We start from the raw sequence: 24304 nt of genomic DNA on the forward strand, positions 1-24304 counted from the left end.
GGCATGTTCATACGTGAGCTGTCGGTCCGTGATTTCCGGTCGTGGGAACGCGCCGACCTAGAGTTGTCCCCAGGGCGCACGGTGCTGTTGGGGGCGAACGGCAACGGTAAGACCAACCTGCTCGAAGCCGTCGGCTATCTGGCGACGCTCGCCTCGCACCGGGTCTCCGCCGACGCACCGCTGATCCGGATGGGTGCCACCCAGGCAAGGATCGGCGCCACGGTGGTGAACACCGGCCGCGAACTGCGGGTGGATGTGGAGCTCAAAGCGGGCGCCGCCAATCGAGCGCAGATCAATCGTTCCCCGGTGCGCCGTTCGCGCGAGATCCTGGGGATTCTGCAGACCGTGTTGTTCGCGCCGGAGGATCTGGCGCTGGTGCGCGGCGATCCGGGGGAGCGGCGCCGGTTCCTCGACGAGTTGTGCACAGCCCGGTTGCCCAGGCTCGCCGGCGTGCGCGCGGACTACGACAAGGTGCTGCGGCAGCGGTCGGCCCTGTTGAAAACCGCTGGGCGCCAGTCGCGTTCGCGTGCCGATCTGGGCACCCTCGACGTGTGGGACGGCCACCTCGCCGACCACGCGGCGGTGCTGCTCGCCGAACGGTTGCGCCTGGTCCACGACCTGTATCCCCATCTCTCCCAGGCATATCGGTCGATCGCGCCCGAATCACGGCCTGCGGCAATCACTTACCGCTCCGGGTACCTGCCGCCGGAACTTCTCGATCCAGGCAGGGCACCCGAGCCCGGTGATACCCAGCTGCTGCACGAGATCATGCTGCGCGAACTGGCCGCGGCCAGGAACCGGGAACTCGATCGCGGGGTCTGTCTGGTCGGCCCGCACCGTGACGATCTGGAATTGCTGCTCGGCAGCGCGCCCGCGAAGGGTTTCGCCAGTCACGGGGAGTCCTGGTCGTTCGCCCTCGCGCTGCGGTTGGCCTCGTTCGAGCTGTTGCGCGGGGAAGGCTCCGAACCGGTGCTGCTGCTCGACGACGTGTTCGCCGAACTCGATCGCCGTCGCCGCGCCGCGCTCGCGGAGGTCGCCGCCGGCGCTGAACAGGTGTTGATCACAGCCGCCGTGGCCGAGGACGTGCCCGCGGAGTTGGCCGCCGAACCGTTGCGTGTGCACACGACCGGGGAGGCCGACCGGCGAACTTCACAGATCGTCGCAGAACCGGTCGAACAGACCGAAGATATGCACAGTTAGCGATAGTTATCCCCAGGCCCTGTGGAAAACCCGCAACATGCTGGACATATGCAGCGCGGTTGCTCACCGACCCCGTCAGCGCCCCGGCGTAGACTCCACCCACCCTCGATACCGGAAGGCGGAAACCCGTGTCCGAAGATCCCGCACCGGAGCTGCGCGGCATCGATCTGGCCCGCCGCGCGCTGGAAGAGGCGCGCGCCGCGGCCAAGGCGAGTGGCAAGTCCGTCGGCCAGGGCAGGGCCTCCCCGGTGCGCAAACTGCGGGCCGGTGGCAGGCGGCGCAGCGGGTGGTCGGGCTCGGGCCCCGACGCCCGTGATCCCCAGCTGCTGGGGGCGCTCAGTGGCACGCTGGCGAAGAGTCGTGGCTGGTCAGGCAAGGTAGCCGAGGGCACGGTGTTCGGCAGCTGGCCCCGCGTGGTCGGCGAGGACATCGCCTCGCACGCCACTCCGGTGACCCTGGAGAACGGTGTGCTCAAAATCGCCGCCGAGTCCACCGCGTGGGCCACCCAGCTGCGCATGTTGCAGGGCCAGATCCTGGCCAAGATCAACGCCGCGGTCGGTCAGGGCGTGGTCACCTCACTGCGGATCACCGGCCCCGCCGCACCCAGCTGGCGCAAGGGCGACCGCCACATCAAGGGCCGCGGCCCGCGCGACACCTACGGGTAGCCGAGGGGTGACCGGGTCGAGATTCGTTGCGCGCGCGTCGCTCTCACCCCCGAAGTTGTGGACATGTACACAGGGCCTGTGGATAACTTTCGCCGCCACGAAACGGGGGGATCGCGCCGCGTCGGCGAGCCGGTTCGAGCCCGTGCCCTATTCGCTCCCAAGAACGGCAAAATTCCCGTTGAGGCGGAAAACTCCCGCAGTGAGACGATTTCTTGCATTACCGGCGAAGCCAGGGGTGTCGTAGGTGCACTGTAAGTTGGGCTTACCAGTAGGATGGTGACGTAACCAGCGGCGAACCTTCGGCGCGTGCTGTGCAGTCCGTGATATCTGATGGCTCTCCTGCGAGCCGTGCGCGTGCTGCCCGGATCGCTGCGCCAGGGATCAGCAAGTAAGGAGAGCTACCGACAAGTGGCTGCCAACGACTCCAACGCATCGGGCAAAGATTCAGGCTACGGTGCCTCTTCCATCACGGTCCTCGAAGGTCTCGAGGCGGTGCGCAAGCGCCCTGGCATGTACATCGGTTCCACCGGTGAACGCGGTCTGCACCACCTCATCTGGGAGGTTGTGGACAACTCGGTCGACGAGGCGATGGCCGGCTACGCCAGCAAGGTCGAGGTGACCCTGCTCGCCGACGGCGGCGTCGAGGTGATCGACGACGGTCGTGGCATCCCGGTCGCGATGCACGCCCAGGGCGTGCCGACGATCGAGGTCGTCATGACCCAGCTGCACGCCGGCGGCAAGTTCGACTCCGACTCCTACGCGGTGTCCGGTGGTCTGCACGGTGTCGGTATCTCGGTGGTGAACGCCCTCTCGACCAAGGTCGAGGTGGAGGTCAACACCGACGGTTACCACTGGAGCCAGACCTACAAGGACGCCAAGCCCGGCAAGCTGGTGCAGGGTGAGCCGACCAAGGCCACCGGCACAACGGTGCGGTTCTGGGCCGACCCGGAGATCTTCGAGACCACGAACTACAACTTCGAGACGGTCGCGCGGCGCCTGCAGGAGATGGCCTTCCTGAACAAGGGCCTCACCATCAAGTTCACCGACGAGCGCGTCGCCGAGGGCGATGTCACCGACGAGGTGGTCAGCGAGGTCGCCGAGGCGCCCAAGGACGCCGAGGTCGTCGCCGCGGAAGCGGTCGAGCACAAGGTGAAGACCCGCACCTACCACTACCCGGGCGGCCTGGTGGACTTCGTCCGCCACATCAACCGCACCAAGTCGGCCATCCACAACTCGGTCGTCGGCTACACCGTGAAGGGCACCGGCCACGAGCTCGAGGTCGCGATGCAGTGGAACTCGGGTTACTCCGAGTCGGTTCACACCTTCGCCAACACGATCAACACCCACGAGGGCGGCACCCACGAAGAGGGTTTCCGCGCGGCGCTCACCACGGTGGTCAACAAGTACGCCAAGGAGAAGAAGCTCCTCAAGGAAAAAGACGGCAACCTCACCGGTGACGACATCCGCGAGGGTCTGGCCGCCATCGTGAGCGTCAAGGTCGGCGAGCCGCAGTTCGAGGGCCAGACCAAGACCAAGCTCGGCAACACCGAGGTGAAGTCGTTCGTGCAGCGTGCCTGCAACGAGCACCTGCAGCACTGGTTCGAGGCCAACCCGGCCGACGCGAAAACCATCGTGCAGAAGGCGGTGTCCTCGGCGCAGGCCCGGATGGCCGCCCGTAAGGCGCGCGAGCTGGTGCGTCGCAAGTCGGCGACCGACCTGGGCGGGCTGCCGGGCAAGCTGGCCGACTGCCGGTCCAAGGATCCGGGCAAGTGCGAGATCTACATCGTCGAGGGTGACTCCGCCGGTGGTTCGGCGAAGTCGGGTCGCGACTCGATGTACCAGGCGATCCTTCCGCTGCGCGGCAAGATCATCAACGTCGAGAAGGCCCGCATCGATCGCGTCCTCAAGAACAACGAGGTCCAGTCGATCATCACCGCGTTCGGCACCGGTATCCACGACGAGTTCGATATCGCCAAGCTGCGCTACAACAAGATCATCCTGATGGCCGACGCCGACGTGGACGGTCAGCACATCGCGACGCTGCTGCTCACGCTGCTGTTCCGCTTCATGCGTCCGCTGGTGGAGCACGGTCACGTGTACCTGGCCCAGCCGCCGCTGTACAAGCTCAAGTGGATGCGTTCCGAGCCCGAGTTCGCCTACTCCGACCGTGAGCGCGACGCGCTGGTCGAGGCCGGGCTTGCCGCGGGCAAGAAGATCAACAAGGACGACGGGATCCAGCGCTACAAGGGTCTGGGCGAGATGAACGCCAAGGAGCTGTGGGAAACCACGATGGACCCCGCGGTTCGGGTGCTTCGTCAGGTGACGCTCGACGACGCGGCCGCGGCCGACGAGTTGTTCTCCGTGCTGATGGGCGAGGACGTGGAAGCACGTCGCAGCTTCATCACCCGCAATGCCAAGGACGTCCGTTTCCTCGATGTGTAAGCGGCGCAGCGCTTTCGGGCGCGCCCGCTCGCATATCGGCCCCTCGAAGGAGATTTGATGACTGAGACCACGCTGCCACCGTCCGGCGGTGCGGGCGACCGGACCGAACCGGTCGACATCCAGACCGAAATGCAGAACAGCTACATCGATTACGCGATGAGCGTGATCGTGGGCCGCGCGCTGCCCGACGTGCGTGACGGCCTCAAGCCGGTGCACCGTCGCGTGCTCTACGCGATGTACGACAACGGCTACCGCCCCGATCGCGGGTACGTGAAGTCCGCGCGTCCGGTCGCCGAGACCATGGGTAACTACCACCCGCACGGCGACTCGTCGATCTACGACACCCTCGTGCGCATGGCCCAGCCCTGGTCGCTGCGCTACCCGCTGGTCGACGGCCAGGGCAACTTCGGTTCCCGCGGCAACGACGGCGCGGCCGCCATGCGCTACACCGAGTGCCGCCTGACGCCGCTCGCGATGGAGATGCTCCGCGATATCGACTCCGAGACGGTCGATTTCGTCCCGAACTACGACGGTCGCTCGCAGGAGCCGACCGTGCTGCCCGCCCGCGTGCCCGCGCTGTTGATGAACGGCTCCAACGGCATCGCGGTCGGCATGGCCACCAACATTCCGCCGCACAACCTCAACGAGCTCGCCGAGGCCATCTACTGGGCCCTGGAGAACTACGAGGCCGACGAGGAAACCACCCTCGCCGCGTGCATGGAACGGGTCAAGGGCCCCGACTTCCCGACCCACGGCCTGATCGTGGGCGGTCAGGGCATCCACGACGCCTACACCACCGGTCGCGGTTCCATCCGCATGCGCGGTGTGGTGGAGATCGAGGAAGACGCGCGTGGTCGCACCACGATCGTCATCACCGAGCTGCCCTACCAGGTCAACACCGACAACTTCGTCAACTCCATCGCCGAGCAGGTGAAGGACGCGAAGATCGCGGGTATCTCCGATATCCACGACGAGTCGTCGGACCGTGTCGGCATGCGCATCGTGGTCACGGTCAAGCGTGACGCGGTCGCGAAGGTGGTGCTGAACAACCTCTACAAGCACACCCAGCTGCAGACCAGCTTCGGCGCGAACATGCTCTCGATCGTCGACGGCGTCCCGCGCACCCTGCGTCTCGACCAGATGATTCGCTACTACGTGAATCACCAGCTCGAGGTCATCGTGCGGCGCACCCGCTACCTGCTGCGCAAGGCCGAGGAGCGGGCCCACATCCTGCGCGGCCTGGTCAAGGCCCTCGACATGCTCGACCAGGTCATCGCGTTGATCCGCGGCGCGGCCAACACCGACACCGCGCGCACCGGCCTGATGCAGCTGCTCGACATCGACGAGATCCAGTCGACCGCCATCCTCGACATGCAGCTGCGTCGCCTGTCGGCGCTGGAACGTCAGCGCATCATCGACGATCTGGCCAAGATCGAGATCGAGATCGCCGACTACAAGGACATTCTCGCCAAGCCGGAGCGCCAGCGCGCGATCGTGCGCGACGAGCTGGCCGAGATCGTCCAGAAGTACGGCGACGACCGCCGGACCCGGATCATCGCCGCCGACGGTGACGTCAACGACGAGGATCTGATCGCCCGCGAGGACGTGGTCGTCACGATCACCGAGACCGGCTACGCCAAGCGCACCAAGACCGACCTCTACCGTTCGCAGAAGCGCGGCGGCAAGGGCGTGATGGGCGCGGGCCTCAAGCAGGACGACATCGTCAAGCACTTCTTCATCTCGTCCACGCACGACTGGCTGCTGTTCTTCACCAACAAGGGCCGCGTCTACCGGGTGAAGGCCTACGAGCTGCCCGAGGCGAACCGGACCGCGCGTGGTCAGCACGTGGCCAACCTGCTGGCCTTCCAGCCGGATGAGAAGATCGCCCAGATCATCCAGCTCAAGACCTACGAGGACGCCCCGTACCTGGTGCTCGCGACACGCGCGGGTTTGGTGAAGAAGTCGAAACTCACCGATTTCGACTCCAACCGGTCCGGCGGCATCGTCGCGGTGAACCTGCGCGACGACGACGAATTGGTCGGCGCGGTGCTGTGCTCGTCCGACGATGACCTGCTCCTGGTCTCGGCGAAGGGTCAGTCGATCCGGTTCGCCGCGACCGACGAGGCGCTGCGTCCGATGGGTCGCGCCACCTCCGGTGTGCAGGGAATGCGATTCAACACCGACGACGAGCTGCTCTCGCTCAACGTGGTGCGTCTGGGCACATATCTGCTGGTCGCGACCGCAGGTGGGTATGCCAAGCGGACCGCGATCGAGGAGTACACCGCGCAGGGTCGTGGCGGAAAAGGCGTATTGACAATCCAATACGATCCGAAGCGTGGCAGCCTGGTGGGTGCGCTCATCGTCGACGACGAGGACGAGTTGTACGCGATCACTTCCAGTGGTGGCGTCATCCGCACCGCAGCCAAGCAGGTTCGCAAGGCAGGACGCCAGACCAAGGGCGTGCGATTGATGAACCTCGCGGATGGCGATACCTTGCTAGCGATCGCGCGCAACGCCGACGAGCCCGATCCCGATCAGCTCCTCGGCGACGTGGCTTCGGAGTAATACACCAAATAGCGGCGGCAACGAACGGATCTGAGGATTCCATTGACCACACCGAATCAGTCGAACGACGATCGGAACCAGACCAACGGCGTCACCGAGCGGATCGCCACGTCTCCGATCCCGCCGCGACCGATCCCACGCCAGGACGGTCCGGCCGAGGGCGCGGCGCCGGAATCCGGTGCGGCCGGGGCCGATTCGTTCGACGGTAAGGGCGGTAAATCCTCGCCCTACCAGGACGGGTGGGCTCAGCTTCCCCAGCGTGAACCGCAGTCGAACCTGTACCGGCCCGGCGAATCGCCGAGTCAGGGACGGCCGGCGGCGGGCAGTAAGCCCGCCGGCGGCGCGTCCTCGGGCGGACTCAAGGGCAGCGGCGCGTCCAACGCCCGCACCACCGCGGACCTGGCGGCCAAGGCCGCCCGCAAGGAAGCGGCGATGGTGAAGTCCGTCGGTATCGACGGGCCGACCCGCTCCATCGCGCGTCCGGAACTGGTCAAGGACATGCCCGACCTGTCCGACGTGCGCCACCCGGCACCCGAGGCGCCCCCGGCACCCACCGGGCTGCCGATGGCGCCGCAGCCGCAACGTCCGATGGGGCCCAGCGCGCGGGCGGCCGCTGCGGGCACTGCTTCGCCCGCGGCACCGGTGGCCATCGCGGCCGCCGCGTCGGGTGAGCCGCTGCGCGCGACGGTGCAGATCCGCCGGATCGACCCCTGGTCGACCCTGAAGATCACGCTGGTGATCAGCGTGGCGCTGTTCTTCGTGTGGATGCTGGCCGTCGGCCTGCTCTACATCGTGCTGGCCGGCATGGGCGTGTGGGACAACCTGGACAACTCGCTCGGCGAGATGCTCAACCAGGAGGGCAGTTCGTCGAGCCTGATCGACGCGGGCACGGTGTTCGGCTACGCGGGCGTGATCGGTCTGATCAACGTGGTGCTGTTCACCGCGCTGGCCACGGTCGGCGTGTTCATCTACAACCAGTGCTGTGATCTGGTCGGCGGCATCCAGGTCACCCTGGCCGATCCCGACTAGAAGTTCGGTTTTCCGGCGCGGCCGGTCAGTCCAGGAAACTGGGTCTGACCGGCCGTTTTGGTTATCGGTGGGCAGGTAAGGTAACCTCGTTTCTCGTTGCGGTTCACTGCTCACGCAGGGGATCGACAATGAGTTCGGGCCTATAGCTCAGGCGGTTAGAGCGCTTCGCTGATAACGAAGAGGTCGGAGGTTCAAGTCCTCCTAGGCCCACTCCCGAACAGCACAGTAGGGTGGGAATCATGAAGATTGTCCTCATGGTCGGTGTTGTGATCGCCGTTCTCATCGGTGTCAGCAAATTCCGCAAACGCGACGACGCAGACCTCTGGCGCGAGGTCACCACCCGCTGATTCGGTTGCCAACTGGTCAAGTGACCAGTAAGGGGCCTTAGCTCAATTGGCAGAGCACTGCCTTTGCAAGGCAGGGGTTAGGGGTTCGATTCCCCTAGGCTCCACATCTGTGAATGCTGTAAATCCTTCGGGCTTCGATTTTCTCCTCACCGCCGCTCCCGCCGACAATATTTCGGCTGATTTCGCGGCGGACTGGGCCCGTCACCGCGCACGGTCCCATGGTTTCGTGAGTTCTCTCGACCGGGCCGCGATCGTCGGATTCGACAGTGCCGGCACCGGTCCCGCGTTCCTCGGGGGATACCAGGAAGCGCTGCACGCGCTGGTTCCCTCGCTCGATCCCGCCGAACTCTCCTCGATGTGCGCCACCGAGGCCGCCGGTGCGCGCCCCTCGACGATGACCACCTCGGTCGACGCGGACGGCCTCGTCAGCGGTACCAAATCCTTCGCCACGCTCGGCACGTTCGCCGATCGATTCCTGGTGATCGCCCGATCGGGCACCCGCGACGACGGCAAACCGATGCTGCGGGCCGTGCTGGTTCCCGCCGGTGCGGCCGTCACGGTGACGTCGCTGCCCGCACTGCCGTTCGCACCCGAAATTCCGCACGCGGAAGTCACTTTCGACGCCGCACCGGGCGAAGTGCTGCCCGGTGACGGTTACGCGGACTACCTCAAGCCGTTCCGGACCGTCGAGGACCTGCATGTGGTGGCCGCTGTGCTCGGTCAGCTCATCCGGGTTGCCCGGCTGGCGCAGTGGCCCGCGGGGCCCGTAGAACAGCTCCTGGCGTTGTTTGCGGCCGTCCGTGGGGTGGGTGCGGAGGACCCGGGGTCGCCGGGGGTGCACATCGCGCTCGGCGGTGTCTTCGATCGGCTCACCGCGTTGCGTGCCGAACTGGAGCCGCTGTGGGCGCCGGTGGACCCGGAGATCAGGGAGCGCTGGGAGCGTGACGAGCCGCTGCTCGGGGTGGCGGGGAAGGTGCGGGCGGCCCGGCTGGCGACCGCGTGGCGCGCCGTGGGCTGATCGCCGTCATCCCTGGGTTGCCGTGGGATCGCCGGCGCGTGGCCGGGTGTGCCGCTCGGCAGAGGTGGTGCGCGTCAGGCGATCTGGCGAGCTGCGACCTTGCCGGAAAATGGGGAGCGGGCCTCGGCGAAGGGGGGGAGTTAGCCGAGGCCCGCGTAGGGTCGGCCCGGGGGGGAGGGGCCGACCTGAACGATCCTACGCGATACACACGGAATTCGGGTACGCGCACCGGGCGAGTTTGTGAGTTTTTTCGGCTGTTCGCGCCGGTGTCGGTGGTGGTCGGGGGCGTGGTGATCGACAGGTATCCGGGACGGATACCTGTCAGATGTCCTACGAAGCGTGAAATATGCTGGTACGCAGCGTTTTACGGGAAAAAGACGGTGAACCTGTTCTCGTCGCACGCGCGGCTCCAGCACAACGAAAAGGTGCTCTTGTTCGTGATATGCGACAGAAAATCAGTCCGATTCGCCGCGTGTCGCAACGCCTCGGCATGTCGAACAGATGTGTACATCTGATCGACGGGCGCGCCGGAATTGGGGATGCGACTTGTCGGTGGGTAGGGCAATACTGGGGCAAAAGGATCGCCAACCACGACTTCAGGAGAATCATGCCCGACGCAATCGTCGCCGAGGGGCTGGTCAAGCGGTATGGGAAGCTCGTCGCCCTGGACGGGCTCGACCTCTCCGTTCCGGAAGGAACCGTCACCGCGCTGCTCGGCCCCAACGGCGCGGGCAAGACCACAACCGTTCGCGTACTCACCACGCTGCTCGTCCCCGACGAGGGAACCGCCACCGTCGCGGGGATCGACGTACTCAACGATCCACAGGCCCTGCGCTCGCGCATCGGCGCCTCCGGCCAGTACTCCGCGGTCGACGAATACCTCACCGGCTTCGAGAACCTCGAAATGGTCGGCAGGCTCTACCACCTCGGCACCCAGCGCAGTAAGGAGCGGGCGCGCGAACTGCTCGACCGCTTCCGGCTCAGCGATGCCGCCGACCGGCCCGTGAAGGGCTACTCCGGCGGTATGCGCAGGCGACTGGACCTGGCGGGCGCGCTGGTGGCGAATCCGCCGGTGCTGTTCCTCGACGAACCGACCACGGGTCTCGACCCGCGGGCCCGGCTCGACCTGTGGGACGTCATCGAGGAACTGGTCGCGGGCGGCACCACGCTGCTGCTCACCACCCAGTACATGGAGGAAGCCGACCGGCTCGCCGATTCGATCGCGGTGATCGACCACGGCAAGGTGATCGCGCGCGGCACCGCCGACGAACTCAAGGCGCTCGTCGGCGGCGACCGGATCGAACTCACCGTCGGCGCTGTCGACCAGCTGACTGTCGCCAAGCAGGTGCTCGGCGGGCTGGCCGACGGCGAAATCCACATCGAACCCGGCCTGCGCAAGATCACCGTGCCGGTGGCCGACGGGTCACAAGACCTCGTCGCCGCCATCGGCAAGCTCACCGAGCACAAGGTGGACATCAACGACGTCGCCCTGCGCAGACCCTCGCTCGACGACGTCTTCCTGACGCTCACCGGGCACGAGGCCGAAGAACTCGTCAACGGCGAACCCGAGGCACAGACCGTGGGCGCCGCGGAAGGAAAGAACCGATGACCGTCACGCTGGACAAGCACGGGGTGGAGCAGCTCCCGTTCGGGGAGCGACTGTCGATGGTCGTGAGCGACAGCATCACCATCGCCAAACGCAATGTCATCAAGATCAAGCGCGTGCCCGACGTGCTGATCTTCACCACGATGTCGCCGATCATGTTCGTGCTCATGTTCGCCTACGTCTTCGGCTCGGCGATCAAAGTGCCCGGCATGGAAGGCGGCTACCGCGAATACCTGATCGCGGGCATCTTCGTCCAGACCGTGGTGTTCGGTGCCTCGTTCACCGGTGCGGGCCTGGCCGAGGACATGCAGAAGGGCATCATCGACCGGTTCCGGTCCCTGCCGATGGCGTCGTCGGCGGTGCTGGTCGGGCGCACGATCAGCGATGTGGTGATCAACATCGTCAGCCTGGTGGTGATGTCGCTGACCGGTCTGATCGTCGGCTGGCGCATCCGCGGATCGTTCCTCGACGCGGTGCTCGCCTACGCGCTGATGCTGCTGTTCGCGTACGCGCTGTCGTGGATGATGGCGGTGGTCGGCCTGCTGGTCCGGGCACCGGAGGTGTTCAACAACGCCAGCTTCATGGTGATCTTCCCGCTCACGTTCCTGTCCAACGCGTTCGTGCCGATCAACGATCTGCCCGGTCCGCTGCGGGTGTTCGCCGAGTGGAACCCGATGTCGGCGGTCACCCAGGCGGTGCGTGACCTGTTCGGCAACACCTCACCGCTGGCGCCGACCTCGGACGCGTGGTCGATGCAGAATCCGGTGACGACATCGCTGATCTGGATCGTGGTGATCCTGATCGTGTTCGTGCCGCTGGCTCAGATCCAGTACAAGAAGTCGGTCAGCCGCTGAATCAGTGCGCCGAGCCGTTGCGGGAGTACCCCAGCCGCGGCGGCTCGGCGGCCGGTTCGGGCAGTTGGGGGCGCTTGGCGCGGGCCAGGTAGGCCAGGGCGCCCGCCCCGGCGAGTGCGATCGACGCGAGCAGCGGATTACGAAGCTTCATTTCACCACTGTGGCACAAACAGATTCGCCGTGCCGCGTGGCACCATAACTCCCGTGACCTCACCCAACCAGACGGCCGTGGCAACTCTGCACACCAACCACGGCGATATCAGGATCGCGCTTTTCGGCAACCACGCCCCGAAGACGGTGCGCAATTTCGTCGGTCTCGCCGACGGCACCGCGCCGTACTCCACCGTCAATGCCGGCGGTACGGACAGTGGCCCGTTCTACGACGGCGCCGTCTTTCACCGGATCATCCCGGGGTTCATGATCCAGGGCGGCGACCCGACCGGCACCGGCCGTGGTGGGCCGGGCTTCGAGTTCGCCGACGAGTTCCACCCGGATCTGCGCTTCGACCGTGGCTATCTGCTCGCGATGGCCAATGCGGGGGCGGGCACCGCCACCAATGGTTCACAGTTCTTCATCACCGTCGGCGCGCAGCCGCACCTCAACCGCAAGCACTCGATCTTCGGCGAGGTGGTCGACCCCGATTCGCGCAAGGTGGTCGACGCGATCGCCTCGGTGAAGACCGATCGCAACGATCGTCCGACCGAGCCCGTGATCATCTCGGGCGTGACGATCGACTGATCACAGCTCAGAAAAAAACTCCCCGTCGCAGATGATCGCGGCGGGGAGTTCTCTATTGCTTCACGTGAAACAACGTCAGTCGGAAGTCACTGACGCGAAGCCGTTGACGACGAGTGCGTCGTAGACGTCGTGGGGGTTGGTGCCCAGGTCCCAGCGGCCGAAGATCAGGAGGCGTTCGGTGTCGTCGTGGCGGACGTCGATCTCGAGCATCGCGGTTTTGCGGCCGATGCGGCGGTAGGACACCATCCGGATCCGGTCGATCCGGTCCAGGGGGTATTCGTTCGGGCCGGTGAGTGTGCCGACCACCAGGCGAGGCGCGGAACCGGGGATCATGGTGAGTCGCGGGCGCTGGCGGATACCGAGCGCGGCCATGGCGAGCACCGCGACGGCGGCGAGGCCGACGAGCAGCCTGCTCGGCCCGTCCTGGGCCAGGATCGCGATCACTACCAGCAGTAATCCGCCGCCGGTGACGGCGAACAGACCCGCGACGGGGGTCGACCACGAGACGGGTTGTGCGTCGTTCACGTGGTGGTTCGCCCCTCTATCCTCGAGTTGTGCACAGGGTTATCCACAGGTGTGCATGAATAACACGCGTGTAATCCTGTGATCAGCGCCAGCGCATGGTCATGATCAGGCCGACGACCATCAGGCCGAACCCGATCAGGAAGTTCCACGCGTTCAGGTCGTTCATGAAGCCGATGTGCTCTGCGGCCAGGTAGTAGACGATCAGCCACACCAGGCCGGCGAGCATGAAGCCCAGCATGATCGCGACGTACCAGACCGGCGACGGGCCCGCTTTCACCTTCACCGGCGTGCGGCTGGCGGGGCTCGGGGTGTAGTCGGCCTTCTTGCGGACCTTGGACTTGGGCATGACGTCCTCGAATTCGGAGTACAGGTTAATCTCCAGGCTATCCCACCAGGGATCTCATGAGGTATCGCACCAGGTATGTCACGACGTAATGGATGCGACGACCACTGGATAGCCAGATACCCTCTACGCATGCGTGTATTGGTCGTCGACAACTACGACAGCTTCGTCTTCAACCTGGTGCAGTACCTCGGCCAGCTCGGGGTCGATGTCGTGGTGTGGCGCAATGACGACGCCCGCTTGGACGATCTGGACACCCTGCTCACCGTTGGCGACGAGGGCGGCACCTTCGACGGCGTGTTGGTGAGCCCCGGCCCCGGCAGCCCCGATCGGGCGGGCGCGAGCATTCCGCTCGTGCACGCGGCCGCGAAGCACAACAAGCCGCTGCTCGGCGTGTGCCTCGGGCATCAGGCGATCGGTGAGGCGTTCGGCGGCACCGTCGACCGGGCGCCCGAGTTGCTGCACGGCAAGACCAGCGACGTGTTCCATCTCGGTTCCGGTGTGCTGGCCGGGCTGCCCGACCCGTTCACCGCCACCCGCTACCACTCCCTGACTGTGCTCCCGGAAACCATGCCGGAGGACTTGGTCGTCGTCGGCCACACCGAGAGCGGCATCGTGATGGCCATGCGTCACCGCACCCTGCCCATCCACGGCGTGCAGTTCCACCCGGAGTCGGTGCTCACCCAGGGCGGCCACCGGATGCTCGCCAACTGGCTAGAGGTCTGCGGCGAACGGCCGGCGGAAGCACTCGTCTGCGCGCTCGAGGCGGAGGTCGCCGCGCTGGTGACCAAATGAGAGTTCTGCTCTCGGTTGCCACGAGCCTCGACGGGTACATCGATGACGCGAGTGCGCAGCGACTCCTGTTGTCGAACGCCGACGACTTCGATCGGGTCGACCAGATCCGCGCCGAATCCGACGCCATCCTGATCGGCGCGCAAACGCTGCGCTCCGACAATCCCCGGCTGCTCGTGAACAGTGCCGAGCGGCGGGCGGCGCGGGTATCGGCGGGCATGCCGGAGTATCCGGTGAAGGTGACCGTCACCGATTCCGGCGATCTCGATCCGCAGCTGCGCTTCTGGCACACCGGCGGCGAAAGGCTCGTGTACACCTCCGACGCGGGCGCCGCGAAGCTGGGCGACCGGCTCCACGGACTCGCCGAGGTGATCAGTCTCGGCGAGCGGCTCACGCTCACCGACCTCGTCGACGACCTCGACAAGCGCGGTATCCACAGGCTCATGGTCGAAGGCGGCACCGGCATGCACACCGGTTTCCTCGCGGCCGACCTGGTCGACGAGATCCGCCTGGCGATCGCCCCGATCCTGGTCGGCGACCCGGCGGCGCCGCGCTTCGTCGGACCGGCCGAATTCCCCGGCGGCACAGGTCGCCGGATGCACCTGGCGGGTGTGGAACAACTTGGGGATGTAGCTGTGCTGAACTACCTGGTCAGCCCTGCTTCCGACCCACAGAACTAACTGGTACCGCGAACAAAATCACCACGCTGACCTGGGAAAATCCCGTTGTTCACAGTTCGTGGACAACTTTGCTCCACACCTGAACATGACCGATTCCACATCACGCCGAGGTTGTGGATAACTCGCTGACCACAGGGGACGCCATGAGCCACGACGACACCGACCACCGGTTCATGCACAGGGCGATAGAACTCGCCAGGAACTGTCCCCCCAGCCCGACGGCCTACTCGGTGGGCGCCGTCATCGTCGCCGACGGCGCGGAGATCGCCACCGGCTTCTCCCGCGAAACCGACGAGAAGGTGCACGCCGAAGAGGCAGCACTGAACAAACTCGACCCCGCGGACCCCCGCCTGACCAGGGCGACGATCTACAGCACCCTCGAACCGTGCTCCACCCGCGCTACCGCGACCCGGCTACCGTGCACCGAACGCATCCTGGCCGCGGGCATCCCCACGGTCGTGATCGCCTGGCGCGAGCCGAGCCTGTTCGTCGCCGCCTGCGAGGGTGTGGACAAACTCCGCACCAACGGCGTGCGCGTGGTGGAGCTCACCGACCTGGCCACCGAGGCCATGTCGATGAACACCCACTTGGACCTGAGCTAAGGCCGCCCGTAGATCGCGGTCACGAACTCACCGAGCTGATTGTCGTCGAGGTGCCGGGCCAGGTCGGCTTCGCTGATCATCCCTACGAGGCGTTTGTCCTCGATCACCGGCATCCGCTTCACCCGGTGCGATTCCATCTGATCGAGCACGTCTTCAACATCGGCGTCCGCGCTGACCCACCGCGGGGTCGCCTCGCACAGTTCCGCCGCCGTCGTCAGATCTGGGGAAAGACCGAGCGCGACGCACTTCACTACGATGTCGCGGTCGGTGATGATGCCGCACATGCGCTCGTCGTCATCGGCGACAACGATCGAGCCGACACCGAGATCGGCCATCGCCGTGGCCGCGGTCGCGACGGTGTCACCGCGGGTGATCCACTGCGCACCGGGCTTCATGATGTCCCTGGCTGTGGTCATAAGGGGCTACCTCCTCGGTCAGCAAAGCTGGGTGGGATGAAGCAGCCCTATTCTGCGCCCGCAGAACAGCGGCAGGCGCGTTCGCCATCCAATCGAGACCTCAGCGCGGGATCGGCGAAGCTCCTACGTGCAGCACCACATTGCCGTTGAACACCACCGTCGAACCGGCCGCCGGGTTCTGGCCGACGACCTTGCCCGAGGCATTGCCGTCGAGCGTGATCACCGTGGTCTGGCTGAGCTGACCCGTCCAGCCCTCGGCTCTCAGCTTCTCCTGGGCCTGCACCGGCGTGAGCCCGGTCAGATCGGGGACGGTGATCCGGTCACCGGAGGAGACATGGACCGTGATGGTCGAGCCCTTCTCCGCGTTGGTGCCGCCTGCCGGGTTGGTGGCGAGCACCTGGCCCTTGGGCAGCGGGGATCTGATCTCCTTGATTTCGACCGTGAAACCGGCGGAATCGACCAGATTCGGCTGTGCGATGGAGATGTCCTGGCCCACCACGCTCGGCACGCGCACCTGTTCGGGCCCGCCGCCGATGGTGAGAACGATCAACCGGTCGATGTCGACCCGCACGCCCGCGCTCGGTTCCTGCGCGATCACCTTGTCGATGTCGGTGGTACTCGACGGCTTGCGCGCGACATTCGGATCGAGTTGCAGCCCGATCGAATTCAGCTGTCGTTCGGCATCGGCCTGACTCATGCCGAGTAGTCGCGGCAACTCCACCTGTGTCGGTCCGGTCGACACCTGCACGGTCACGGTGCTGCCCTCGTCGATGCGCGAACCTCCGAGCGGCTGGGTCGCGATCACATTGCCCGGCGCCACTTTGCCGTCCGGCTTCTCCTGGACGGCCACATAGAAACCGGCCTGCCTCAGCGCGGTCTGCGCCTGCTCGGAGGTCTTGCCCGACAGGTCGGGAACCGCCACCTGATCGGGCTTGCTACCGGGCCCGACCAGCACCCAGAACAGCCCGAACGCCACCGCCAGCGCGGCCGCCAGACCGAGCGCGATCAACCCGGTGCGGTTGCGTTCCTCACCGGCGGGCCCCACAGCGGGGTGTTCGGAAGTGTCGTCGCGGCGGTCGTGAAAGTGGTGTGGTCCGGGGTCGTCGTCATAGTCGTAGTCGCCGCGGTCTTCGTCGTTCATCACCATCGGCGCGCTCGGCTTCTGCCCGCCGAGCACCCGGATCAGGTCGGCGCGCATCTCCGCGGCCGTCTGGTACCGGTTGGCCGGGTTCTTGGCCATCGCCTTGAGGATCACCGAATCGAGCTCGCGCGGCACGCCGGGATTGACCGACGACGGCAGCGGCGGGTCTTCCTTCACATGCTGGTAGGCGACCGCGACCGGGGAGTCGCCGGTGAACGGCGGCTGCCCGGTGAGGATCTCGAACAGCACACAGCCGACGGAGTACACATCCGAACGCGCGTCGACGGTTTCGCCGCGCGCCTGCTCGGGTGAGAGGTACTGGGCGGTGCCGATCACCGCGGCGGTCTGGGTCATCGGGTTGGCGCTGTCGGCGATCGCGCGGGCGATGCCGAAGTCCATCACCTTCACCGCACCGGCGCGGTTGATCATGATGTTGGCCGGCTTCATGTCGCGGTGCACGATCCCGGCCTTGTGGCTGAAATCGAGCGCGGCGCACACGTCGGCCACCACTTCCATCGCCTTGCGCGGCGCGAGCGGGCCCTTGCCGCGCACGATGTCGCGCAGGGTGTCGCCCTCGACGTACTCCATCACGATGTAGGGCAGCGGGCCGCCGTCGACGGTGGCCTCGCCGGTGTCGTAGACGGCCACGATGGCCGGGTGGTTCAGCGCGGCCGCGTTCTGGGCTTCGCGCTTGAACCGCAGGTAGAACGTGGGATCGCGGGCCAGATCGGCCCGCAGCACCTTGATCGCCACGTCACGGGACAACCGCACGTCGCGGGCGCGGTGCACCTCCGACATGCCGCCGAACCCGATGATCTCGCCAAGCTCGTACCGCGAGGAGAGATTCTTCGGGGTCGTCATGGTTGTCCTATGGTCGGGCCTATGACCGTGTCGCTGTTGGGGAACGGCAGGTCGAAGGTGGGCAGCCGGGGGCGATTCACGGTGGTGGTGCCCGCGGCGGGCGCCGTCGTGGTCGACTCGGGTTTGGTCGTCTTCGGCGGCGTCGTCGGCTTGGGTTTGGTGGTGGTCGGCGGCTCGGTGGTGGTCGGCGGCTCGGTCGTGGTGGTGACCGGCGGCTCGGTGGTGGTCGGGCGCGGCGGTTGCGTCGTGACCGGCGGTTCCTCCGACGTCACCGGCGGCGCCACGGGGCGCGTGGTGGTCACCGGCGGGGGCAGCGGCTTCGTGGTCTGCACCGTGGTGGTCGTGGTGGTCGAACCCCGGTTGGGTTCACCGCCGAACAGCACCCACAGCACGATGCCGCCGAGCGCCAGCGCGCCGACGCCGAGGGCGATCAGCCACTTCTGGTTGTTCTTGGCGTTGCTCGCCGGGACGGGCGCGGGCGCCGCAGCCTGGGTGGCAGGGCCGCTGTAGCCGCCGGTCGGCGGACCGACCGGACCGCCGGGCTGATGGCCGAAGCGCATGGTCGCGCCGTCGTAATCCTGGGCTGCCGCCGCGGGGATCGCCACGGTCGGGCCGGGCGGGAGCACCCTGGTCGCGCCGGTCATGGACGTGGCGCCACCGGGGACCGGCGGCATGTGCCCGGCGCGCACCGCGGCCACGGCATCGGCGAACTCGCCGCCGCTGCTGTAGCGCTGCAGCGGGTCCTTGGCCATCGTGATGGCGATCAGTTCCTGCACGTTCGCGGGCAGGTCGTCGGGCATCGGCGGCGGCGCGTCGCGCACGTGCTTCATCGCGACGGTGATCGCGCCCTCACCGGTGAACGGACGCACGCCTGCCAGTGCTTCGTAGCCGACGATGCCGAGCGAGTACACGTCGGAGGCCGCGGTGGCGTCCTCGCCGACGGCCTGTTCCGGCGCGATGTACTGGGCGGTGCCCATCACCATGCCGGTCTTGGTCACCGGCGAGGCGTCGACGGCCTTGGCGATGCCGAAGTCGGTGATCTTCACCTGACCGGTCGGCGTGACCAGGATATTGCCCGGCTTCACGTCGCGGTGCACCACGCCCGCCGCGTGCGCGACCTCGAGTGCGCGCCCGGTCTGCTCGAGCATGTCGAGGCCCTGGACGACCGAGAGCCTGCCCATCCGGTTGAGGACCGCGTTGAGCGGTTCGCCCTGCACGAGCTCCATGACCAGGTACGCGGTCTCGCCGCCAGAGGGGTCGGTGGTCTCGCCGTAGTCGTAGATGCCCGCGATCCCAGGGGCGTTGAGCTGTGCGGTGGTGCGCGCTTCCACCCGGAACCGCGCGCGGAAGGTCGGGTCGGCGGAGAACTCGGTCTTGAGGACCTTGACCGCCACCCGGCGATCGAGACGGGTGTCCATCGCCTCCCACACCTGACCCATACCGCCGGTGGCGATGAGCCGCTGCAGGCGGTAACGATCGGCGATCAAAGCACCGTTGTTCAGCATCGGGGCCCCCGTGTTGTCACTCGCACACTCATTTCGTTCAGCCCCCTGCCAGGCCCGCGTCGAGCACCGACCTGGCGATCGGTGCGGCCACCGAACCGCCGGTGGCCTGCAACGCCCGATCTCCGCCGTTCTCGACGATCACCGCGATGGCGATCTTCGGGTTCTGCGCGGGCGCGAAGGCCATATACCAGGCATGTGGCGGGGTGTTACGGGGATTACTGCCGTGTTCGGCGGTTCCGGTCTTGGACGCGATCTGATACGGCGTGCGTCCACCGCCCGCAGTATTGGCCTCCGAGGCGACCATCAAATCCTTCAATGTCGACGCTACCTGCGGCGTCACGGCCTGTCCGACGCTGACCGGCTCGGACTTGCCGAGTTCGGACAGATCGGGCGCCTGGGCCTGGTCGACCAGATACGGCTGCATCCTGGTGCCGCCGTTGGCGAGGGTCGCCGCGACCACCGCGATGTCGAGCGGGGTCACCGACACATCGCGCTGACCGATGCTCGACTGACCGAGCGCGGCGTTGTCCGGGATCGGACCGACGGTCGACTCGGCCACCGGGATCGGCACTCCACGATGCGGGCCGATGCCGAACGCGGCGGCCTCGTCCTTGAGCTTCGCCGCGCCGATCCTCACGCCGAGTTCGACGAACGCGGTGTTGCACGAGCGCCGGAACGCCTCGTAGAGGCTGGCCGTCGGCTGGTCGCCACAGGTGCTGCCGCCGTAGTTCTCCAGCGTGGTGCTCGTCCCTGGCAGGGTGATGTTGGGCGCCGCGGTGAACTGGGTGTCCGGACCGGCGATGCCGTTGGACAGTGCGGCTGCGGTGACGATGGTCTTGAACGTCGACCCCGGCGGATAGGTCTGCGAGACAGCGCGATTGAGCATCGGCTGGGTGTCGTCGGTGCTCAGTCGCTCCCACGCCGCCCGCCCCGCTGCGCCGTCGTGGCCCGACAGCTCGTTGGGGTCGTAGCTCGGCGTGGAGACCATGGTCAAGATCTTGCCGGTGCTCGGCTCGATCGCCACCACGGCGCCGGTGTAGCCCTTCGACGTCATCTGCTCGTAGGCGACCTGCTGCATGATCGGATTCAGCGTAGTGAGCACGTTGGCGCCGCGCGGATCACGGCCGGAGAACATGTCGATGAGCCGACGCCCGAACAGGCTCGAGTCATTGCCCGACAGCAGCGGATCCTCGGCCAGTTCGAGCCCGGTCTTGCCGTACTGCATCGAGTAGAAGCCGGTGATCGGCGCGTAAGCCGCTGGCAGCGAAGGGTATTGGCGCAGGTACTTGTACCGGTCGTCGGTCGCGACCGAGCCGGCGAGCACGGTGCCGCCCGCGGAGATCTGACCGCGCTGGCGCGAGTACTCGTCGAGCAGCACGCGCACATTGCGCGGATCGTTGCGCAGGTCGTCGGCCTTGACCACCTGCAGGTAGGTCGCGTTCACGAGCAACGCGACCACCATCACCATGACGGCGACGGCGACGCGACGCAGAGGTGTGTTCATTCGCTCACCCGGCTTTCCGGCCGTCGCACCAGTTCCGTAGCCGCGTCGGCGATCGGGGCGGGCGCGCGCTTGCGGGTCGGTGCCGGTGCGCGGGCCGCATCGGAGATCTTGATCAGCAGTCCGAGCAGCGCGTAGTTCGCCAGCAGCGACGAGCCGCCGTAGGAGATGAACGGCGTGGTCAGACCGGTGAGTGGAATCAGTTTGGTGACACCGCCGACGACCACGAAGATCTGGATCGCGATGGTGAAGGAAAGGCCGGCGGCGAGCAGCTTGCCGAAGCTGTCACGCACGGCGAGCGCGGTGCGCAGCCCACGGACGATGAAGATCAGGAACAGCATCAGCACCGCGGTGAGCCCGATCAGACCGAGTTCCTCGCCGATGGTGGTGACGATGAAGTCGGTCTTGGCGAACGGCACCTGCTGGGGCCGTCCGCTGCCGAGGCCGGTGCCCGCGAGCCCGCCGGTGGCGAAACCGAACATCGACTGCGAGATCTGATAGCCGGTGTTGTTGTAGTCGTCGAACGGGTGCAGCCAGGTGTCCACGCGCACGCGCACGTGCCCGAACAACTGATAGGCGAACACGAAGCCGAGCGTGAGCAGTCCGCCGCCGATGATCAGCCAGCCCACCCGCTCGGTGGCGATGTAGATCATCACCAGCACCGTGCCGAAGATGAGCAGCGAAGTGCCGAGGTCCTTTTCGAGCACGAGCACGCCGATGCAGACGACCCACACGATCAGGACCGGGCCCATATCGCGCGGTCGCGGCCATTCCATGCCGAGGAAGTGCTTGCCCGCCGCGGTGAACAGGTCGCGCTTGGCCACCAGCACACCGGCGAAGAAGACGATCAGCAGGATCTTCGCGAATTCGCCCGGCTGCATGCTGAATCCGGGCAGCCGGATCCAGATCTTGGCGCCGTTGACTTCGGAGAACCGGCTCGGCAACAGTGCCGGAATCGCCAGCGCGACCAGGCCGACCAGGCCTAGTGTGTAGGTGTAACGCGCCAGCGTGCGGTAGTCCCGCAAGACGATGAGCAGGGTGATGAACACCACGATGCCGAGGCCGGTCCACATGACCTGCTGGTTGGCGTCGGGGGAGGGGATCGCGGTGGCGTCGTACGCCGCCTTCTGCGCGTCCGCGAGATCGAGCCGGTGGATCAGCACCAGACCCAACCCGTTGAGCAGCGCCACGATCGGTAGCAGGAGCGGGTCCGCGAACGGAGCGAACCGGCGCACCGCGAGATGAGCGATACCGAACAGCGCCAGGAACGCCACCCCGTACTTGGCGATGTCGGTGGTGATCGACTGTTCCTGGCTTGCCTCGACGATGAACAACGACACCGTCGTGATGCCCGCGGCCCCCGCCAGCAACAGCAACTCCTGGTTGCGTCGCGTCGACGGCGGCGGTGCCGGGGCGAACCCGCCGGGCGGACTGGGGAACGCCCCAGCCGACGGTGAGGGCGGTGCGGACATCAGTCCGTCACCCGGCAGTCCGCCCCTGAGATCTGCGGGGTCGTCGGGGGTGCGGTCGTGGTGGTCGGCGCCGGGGTGGTGGTCGGTGTCGCGGGCTGATCAGGACCGGGTGTCGGCACACCGCCGGGCGGCACCGGGGTCTGCTCGGGCGGCAGCACACCGGGCTGTGGCACCGATTCCTTCTTCGGGCACACCGGCAGGAGTTCGTCGCGGGCAATCACTTTCATGCTGCCGCGCGCCTTGTCGAGCGAATCCGGCGGCAGGCTCTTGTTCACCTGGTCGCGCCCGGTCTGCTTCAGGTCACTGACCATCAGCGTCTTGCAACCGGTCGGCGCGGACTTACCCACCTGGAGCAGAGTGAGCTCGCCCTTGTTGTTCACACAGCCGGTGAGCTCCACATCGTGGATGGAGTAGCCGAGGATCGAACCGGGCAGGCCGCGCATCACGACCACCTTGTCGTTGTCGGCGCCCACGTAGTAGTTGCTGCGAATCATCTTGTAGCCCACCACGAGTCCGATGGCGACCGCGGCGATCAACGCCAGTGACAGCAACAGCCAGCGCAGCTTGTGCGACTTGGTCTCCACCGGCGGCGGGGTGGCCGCGGCCCGGCGCGGTTGCGCGCGCGGGGGGCGCATGGCGGCGGCGCGCCCGGCGGCGGTGTTGGGCGGCGGGGCGTCTTCCTCCTCCTCGGTGGAGGCGGCGCCCGCGAGGATCGGGTGGCTCTGGCCGTAGTCGAGGTCGATCACATCGGCGACCACGACGGTCACGTTATCGGGACCGCCCGAGCGCAGAGCCAACTCGATGAGCCGGTCGGCGCACTCGTCGGTGTTGCCCTCGCGCATGGTGTTGCCGATGGTCTCGTCGCTCACCACGTCCGAAAGTCCGTCGGAGCACAGCAGATAACGGTCACCGGCGCGGGCTTCGCGCATGATCAGCGTCGGCTCGATCTCGTTGCCGGTGAGGGCCCGCATGATCAGCGACCGCTGCGGGTGGGTGTGCGCCTGCTCGGCGGTGATCCGGCCCTCGTCGACCAGCGACTGTACGAACGTGTCGTCGCGGGTGATCTGGGCGAGTTCGCCGTCGCGCAGCAGATAGGCGCGCGAGTCGCCGATATGGACGAGGCCGAGCTTGCGGCCCGCGAACAGGATGGCGGTGAGCGTGGTGCCCATGCCGTCGAGTTCGGGTTCGGCCTCGACATGGTCGGCGATCGCGGCATTGCCGGAATGCGTTGCGTGGTCGAGCTTTCCGAGGATGTCGTCGCCGGGCTCGTCGTCGTCGAGATGCGCCAGCGCGGCGATCATCAACTGCGAGGCCACTTCTCCGGCGGCGTGCCCACCCATGCCGTCGGCCAGCGCTAACAGGCGTGCGCCCGCGTAGACCGAATCTTCGTTGTTGCCCCGGACGAGTCCGCGGTCGCTTCGCGCGGTGTAGCGCAGAACAAGAGTCACGATCGCAGCTCGATCACTGTTTTGCCGACCCGGACAGGAGTACCGAGCGGAACGCGGACGGCGGTGGTGACTTTCGCGCGGTCGAGATAAGTGCCGTTGGTGGAACCGAGGTCTTCCACGTACCAGTCGTCACCACGCTGAGACAGTCGCGCGTGCCTGGTCGAGGCGTAGTCGTCGGTGAGTACCAGCGTCGAATCGTCGGCGCGTCCGATGAGAACCGGTTGCGTGCCGAGGGTGATCCGAGTGCCGGCCAGTGATCCATGAGTCACCACTAGATACTTGGCGCCCTTCTGGCTTCGGCTGAAGGAGGGCAGACCGATGGATCCGCGATTTCCGCGGGTTGCCCTCGGCTGTATCCGTATGCCGGATGCCGCGTAGATATCGCTGCGCAAGGTCCGCAGAACGGCCCAGACGAACAACCAGAGCAGCAGCAGGAATCCCGCGCGGGTCAATTGCAGGATCAATCCCTGCACGGCGTTCCACCTCCTGTTCGCCCGGGTACGTCGGTACGGCAGGTGCGGGGCGAACCACCCCCACCAGCGTGCTGGCTTGCG

General features: G+C 66.7%; 23 protein-coding genes and 2 tRNA genes. 15 read left to right on the forward strand and 10 right to left on the reverse strand.

Annotated features, from left to right (window positions below; translation table 11 throughout):
- Positions 1–3 precede the first annotated feature (3 nt).
- The 11 genes from recF (at position 4) to ACFWUP_RS22690 (ending at position 11726) form a co-directional block, all read left to right on the forward strand.
- Positions 4–1200, forward strand: a complete 1197-nt coding sequence (gene recF, locus ACFWUP_RS22640; RefSeq protein WP_379237336.1) for a DNA replication/repair protein RecF — start codon at positions 4–6, stop codon at positions 1198–1200.
- Between the two features lie 128 nt (positions 1201–1328).
- Positions 1329–1865, forward strand: coding sequence for a DUF721 family protein (locus ACFWUP_RS22645; protein WP_379237338.1), 537 nt, complete (start codon positions 1329–1331; stop codon positions 1863–1865).
- A 408-nt stretch (positions 1866–2273) separates the two neighbouring features.
- A complete protein-coding gene (gene gyrB, locus ACFWUP_RS22650; protein WP_379237430.1) occupies positions 2274–4307 on the forward strand; it encodes a DNA topoisomerase (ATP-hydrolyzing) subunit B in 2034 nt (677 codons plus the stop codon).
- Between the two features lie 57 nt (positions 4308–4364).
- A complete protein-coding gene (gyrA, locus tag ACFWUP_RS22655) occupies positions 4365–6872 on the forward strand; it encodes a DNA gyrase subunit A (protein ID WP_379237340.1) in 2508 nt (835 codons plus the stop codon).
- Positions 6873–6914: 42 nt separating this feature from the next.
- Positions 6915–7901 (forward strand): DUF3566 domain-containing protein, encoded by a 987-nt coding sequence (locus ACFWUP_RS22660; protein WP_379237342.1) that lies wholly within the window; start codon positions 6915–6917, stop codon positions 7899–7901.
- Between the two features lie 136 nt (positions 7902–8037).
- Positions 8038–8111: transfer RNA gene (locus ACFWUP_RS22665), tRNA-Ile, on the forward strand.
- 29 nt (positions 8112–8140) lie between these two features.
- Complete coding sequence (locus tag ACFWUP_RS22670; protein ID WP_211300361.1) at positions 8141–8248, forward strand: DLW-39 family protein; 108 nt, start codon at positions 8141–8143, stop codon at positions 8246–8248.
- 31 nt (positions 8249–8279) lie between these two features.
- Positions 8280–8352, forward strand: a tRNA-Ala gene (locus tag ACFWUP_RS22675).
- A gap of 122 nt (positions 8353–8474) precedes the next feature.
- Positions 8475–9266, forward strand: a complete 792-nt coding sequence (locus ACFWUP_RS22680) for an acyl-CoA dehydrogenase (RefSeq protein ID WP_379237344.1) — start codon at positions 8475–8477, stop codon at positions 9264–9266.
- 607 nt (positions 9267–9873) lie between these two features.
- Positions 9874–10875, forward strand: a complete 1002-nt coding sequence (locus ACFWUP_RS22685; RefSeq protein WP_379237346.1) for an ATP-binding cassette domain-containing protein — start codon at positions 9874–9876, stop codon at positions 10873–10875.
- Positions 10876–10931: 56 nt separating this feature from the next.
- Positions 10932–11726, forward strand: coding sequence for an ABC transporter permease (locus tag ACFWUP_RS22690; protein WP_379237432.1), 795 nt, complete (start codon positions 10932–10934; stop codon positions 11724–11726).
- Position 11727: 1 nt separating this feature from the next.
- Here the strand turns inward: ACFWUP_RS22690 and ACFWUP_RS22695 are convergent, their stop codons facing one another.
- Positions 11728–11877 carry a hypothetical protein gene (locus ACFWUP_RS22695; RefSeq protein WP_170112099.1) on the reverse strand — a complete coding sequence of 50 codons (150 nt, stop codon included), beginning with the start codon at positions 11875–11877 and terminating at the stop codon, positions 11728–11730.
- Positions 11878–11930: 53 nt separating this feature from the next.
- Between ACFWUP_RS22695 and ACFWUP_RS22700 the strand changes: the two genes are divergently transcribed.
- The gene (locus ACFWUP_RS22700; RefSeq protein WP_379237348.1) at positions 11931–12464 is read left to right on the forward strand and encodes a peptidylprolyl isomerase; all 534 of its coding nucleotides are present in this window, start codon (positions 11931–11933) and stop codon (positions 12462–12464) included.
- A gap of 75 nt (positions 12465–12539) precedes the next feature.
- On the opposite strand, the gene ACFWUP_RS22705 is transcribed toward ACFWUP_RS22700, so the two are convergent.
- Together ACFWUP_RS22705 and crgA are read right to left on the reverse strand one after the other, a co-directional pair.
- On the reverse strand, positions 12540–12989 hold the full coding sequence (locus ACFWUP_RS22705; protein ID WP_379237350.1) for a PH domain-containing protein: 450 nt from the start codon (positions 12987–12989) through the stop codon (positions 12540–12542).
- An 82-nt stretch (positions 12990–13071) separates the two neighbouring features.
- Positions 13072–13335, reverse strand: a complete 264-nt coding sequence (gene crgA, locus ACFWUP_RS22710; RefSeq protein ID WP_378910628.1) for a cell division protein CrgA — start codon at positions 13333–13335, stop codon at positions 13072–13074.
- A gap of 129 nt (positions 13336–13464) precedes the next feature.
- Here crgA and ACFWUP_RS22715 point away from each other — a divergent pair, with 129 nt between their 5' ends.
- From ACFWUP_RS22715 to ACFWUP_RS22725, 3 genes are all read left to right on the forward strand, one after another.
- Positions 13465–14127, forward strand: a complete 663-nt coding sequence (locus tag ACFWUP_RS22715) for an aminodeoxychorismate/anthranilate synthase component II (protein WP_379237352.1) — start codon at positions 13465–13467, stop codon at positions 14125–14127.
- Positions 14124–14804 (forward strand): RibD family protein, encoded by a 681-nt coding sequence (locus ACFWUP_RS22720; RefSeq protein ID WP_379237354.1) that lies wholly within the window; start codon positions 14124–14126, stop codon positions 14802–14804. The genes ACFWUP_RS22715 and ACFWUP_RS22720 overlap by 4 nt, the downstream gene beginning before the upstream one ends.
- Before the next feature lie 143 nt (positions 14805–14947).
- Positions 14948–15406, forward strand: a complete 459-nt coding sequence (locus ACFWUP_RS22725) for a deaminase (RefSeq protein WP_379237356.1) — start codon at positions 14948–14950, stop codon at positions 15404–15406.
- Here ACFWUP_RS22725 and ACFWUP_RS22730 read toward each other — a convergent pair.
- The 7 genes from ACFWUP_RS22730 to ACFWUP_RS22760 all read right to left on the reverse strand — a co-directional run bounded on the left by ACFWUP_RS22730 (position 15403) and on the right by ACFWUP_RS22760 (position 24223).
- Positions 15403–15822 carry a CBS domain-containing protein gene (locus ACFWUP_RS22730; protein WP_379237358.1) on the reverse strand — a complete coding sequence of 140 codons (420 nt, stop codon included), beginning with the start codon at positions 15820–15822 and terminating at the stop codon, positions 15403–15405. The genes ACFWUP_RS22725 and ACFWUP_RS22730 overlap by 4 nt on opposite strands.
- Before the next feature lie 100 nt (positions 15823–15922).
- Positions 15923–17824 (reverse strand): Stk1 family PASTA domain-containing Ser/Thr kinase, encoded by a 1902-nt coding sequence (gene pknB / locus ACFWUP_RS22735; RefSeq protein ID WP_379237360.1) that lies wholly within the window; start codon positions 17822–17824, stop codon positions 15923–15925.
- A complete protein-coding gene (locus ACFWUP_RS22740; protein WP_379237362.1) occupies positions 17821–19329 on the reverse strand; it encodes a protein kinase in 1509 nt (502 codons plus the stop codon). Before ACFWUP_RS22740 ends, pknB begins: the two co-directional genes overlap by 4 nt.
- 37 nt (positions 19330–19366) lie before the next feature.
- Positions 19367–20833 (reverse strand): peptidoglycan D,D-transpeptidase FtsI family protein, encoded by a 1467-nt coding sequence (locus ACFWUP_RS22745; protein WP_379237364.1) that lies wholly within the window; start codon positions 20831–20833, stop codon positions 19367–19369.
- Complete coding sequence (locus tag ACFWUP_RS22750) at positions 20830–22302, reverse strand: FtsW/RodA/SpoVE family cell cycle protein (RefSeq protein ID WP_379237366.1); 1473 nt, start codon at positions 22300–22302, stop codon at positions 20830–20832. Before ACFWUP_RS22750 ends, ACFWUP_RS22745 begins: the two co-directional genes overlap by 4 nt.
- Positions 22302–23750, reverse strand: coding sequence for a PP2C family protein-serine/threonine phosphatase (locus tag ACFWUP_RS22755; RefSeq protein ID WP_379237368.1), 1449 nt, complete (start codon positions 23748–23750; stop codon positions 22302–22304). Before ACFWUP_RS22755 ends, ACFWUP_RS22750 begins: the two co-directional genes overlap by 1 nt.
- A complete protein-coding gene (locus ACFWUP_RS22760; RefSeq protein ID WP_062992366.1) occupies positions 23747–24223 on the reverse strand; it encodes an FHA domain-containing protein in 477 nt (158 codons plus the stop codon). The genes ACFWUP_RS22755 and ACFWUP_RS22760 overlap by 4 nt, the downstream gene beginning before the upstream one ends.
- Positions 24224–24304: the final 81 nt, after the last annotated feature.

The organism is Nocardia sp. NPDC058658 (assembly GCF_042716665.1).
In the GTDB taxonomy this organism is placed as follows: Bacteria; Actinomycetota; Actinomycetes; order Mycobacteriales; family Mycobacteriaceae; genus Nocardia.